Source organism: Bradyrhizobium sp. (assembly GCF_035484855.1).
Taxonomy (GTDB): Bacteria; Pseudomonadota; Alphaproteobacteria; order Rhizobiales; family Xanthobacteraceae; genus Bradyrhizobium.
Window position 1 is genome coordinate 1 of sequence record NZ_DATHOP010000019.1, and the last position, 2,120, is coordinate 2,120.

Sequence of the window (2,120 nt, forward strand, 5' to 3'; positions counted from 1 at the left end):
GCGCCGCTTAACAATGTCGTGGTTCAAAAAACCTCTCGATGGAGATGATCAAATGATGAATGCGAATCCCGGCCGCCCCGGCGCGCCCGAACCTTCCCTGACGCGTCCTGAACCGCGTGTACCCGGCGGCGATCTGCGATCGCCGGCACCGCGCGTTACCGAGACCGCACGATCGCCCGACGTCAAGGCTGCAGAGTCGGCTTCGCGAGCCTCTGTGTTGGGCCCCACGCTACGATTCCGCGGTGAACTGTCGGCGCAGGAAGACCTGATCGTTCAGGGCAGCGTCGAGGGCTCGATCACCCACACCCAGAGCCTCACGGTCGGCACCGACGGCACCATGAAGGGCGATATCCGCGCCCGCGTCATTGTCATCGACGGCAAGGTCGAGGGCGATCTGTACGCGACCGAGTCGGTCAACATCCGGGCCACGGCGAAGGTCAAAGGCAACGTATTTGCGCCGCGAGTTGGCATCAGCGAGGGCGCATTTTTTCAAGGCCAAATCGAAATGCAGCCCTCGGGTGCGGCGGTCCAGGAACACAGCGCGCGCCTGCGTCAGGCCTCCCAGCCGGCACCGATGGAAGGCGCCGCTGTCGATCAGATGTTGAGCGGCGCGAAGGGGTGAGTCGCGCGGAATCTAGGGCCGCCGCAGCCTAGTTCGCGACGAACAATTCCGGATCGACCCAGGCGCGATTGAGGCTCAGGCCCCAATGTAAATGGGGCCCGGTGGCCCGGCCGGTCATGCCGACTTTGCCCAGCGTGGCGCCCGCGGCCACGTGCTGTCCCGGCTTCACGTCGATGGCGCTCAAGTGGCAATACATGCTGATCATGCCGCGGCCGTGATCCACGAAGACGGTGTTGCCGGTGAAGAAAAAATCCCCGGTGTCGATCACCATCCCCGCGAGGGGCGCCAACACCGGCGTGCCGACCGGCGCGGCGATGTCCATGCCGCCGTGCGGGCTGCGCGACTCGCCGTTGAAGATGCGGCGCATGCCGAAGGAACTGCTGCGCACGCCGGGGACCGGCTGCGGCATGCGCAGCGTCTCGGGCTGCCCGTCACTCCAGCGACTCATGGCGTGCTCGATGATCTCTTTGTCTCGATTCACTCGTTCCAGGTCGGCCTTCGAGAGATTCACCTGCCCGGGCGCGACCTTGAGCGATTGACTGGCATACTGCTTGTCGCCGATCGTAAATTGCAGCTCCTTTCTGCCGTCGCCACTGCGAACGATGACCTGCCGAGAGGCAAGCGGGGCTGACAACGGGATGCCGATGATGGCGATCCAACTCGAATCATCCCGCACAACCAGCGCGCGGTGACCCTCGACCTCCACATAGGGCATGGAATCGCTCTGGACGTCGAGCTTGAGGATTTTGACGCCACCCGGCACCGGGCTGTCGTGCGGCAGCGGGTAGGCTCGGGCTAGCACGGGCGCCGCACAGAGCAAAAGCGCCACCCAAAAGGCAGGCGCGGCCCGTCGAAAAAGCGCCGTGCGAATCAAGGTTCCTCCACTTTGGCGCGAATTTTCCCCACCGCGAGGCGTGCTTCGATCAGTGTCCCTGGTCCGACATCCGCGGCGCTGCGCAGAATGCCGCCGCCGACGCGGCTGACGATGGCGTAGCCCCGATCGAGGGTGGCGAGTGGGCTTACGGCGTTCAGGGTGCGCACCAACGGCGAGAGGCGTTCGCGCGCGCGATGCAGGCGGGCGAGGGCTGCGGCGCGCAGTCTGGCGTAGAGGGCCGCCTGTCGGGCCGCCGTACTGCGCAGCCGGGCCGCTGGACTCAACTGCCACAGACGGCTGCGGCGCTCACCCAAGGCCGAGCGCCGATCGGCTAGGATTTGGCGAAGCGAGCGAAACATGCGCTGCTCCAGGTCATCCAGGCGCTGCGTCTGCTGCGACAGGCGGGCCATGGGACTGACCAAGGCGGCGCGGCCGATGAGCCAGCGCAATCGCTCCCGCTGCGCCTCCACCCGGCGCAACAGTCCGCGCTGCAGGCGGTGCGCGAGCCGCGACAAGGAGATGAGCCATTCTTCGCCGTCGGGCACCGCAATCTCGGCCGCCGCGGACGGGGTCGGTGCTCGGACATCGGCGGCGAAATCCGCGATGGTGAAGTCAATTTCATGG

3 protein-coding genes are annotated in these 2,120 nt (G+C 66.1%); 1 reads left to right on the forward strand and 2 read right to left on the reverse strand.

The genetic code is table 11. The features are described from left to right. Positions 1 to 622: polymer-forming cytoskeletal protein (locus VK804_RS01395; RefSeq protein WP_325367016.1), on the forward strand; the 622-nt coding region annotated here is incomplete at its 5' end. Between the two features lie 28 nt (positions 623 to 650). Here the strand turns inward: VK804_RS01395 and VK804_RS01400 are convergent. Then, positions 651 to 1,496, reverse strand: coding sequence for a peptidoglycan DD-metalloendopeptidase family protein (locus VK804_RS01400; RefSeq protein WP_325367018.1), 846 nt, complete (start codon positions 1,494 to 1,496; stop codon positions 651 to 653). Beyond that, on the reverse strand, positions 1,493 to 2,120 hold a 628-nt coding region (locus VK804_RS01405), incomplete at its 5' end, for an exodeoxyribonuclease VII large subunit (RefSeq protein ID WP_325367020.1). The genes VK804_RS01405 and VK804_RS01400, both read right to left, overlap by 4 nt.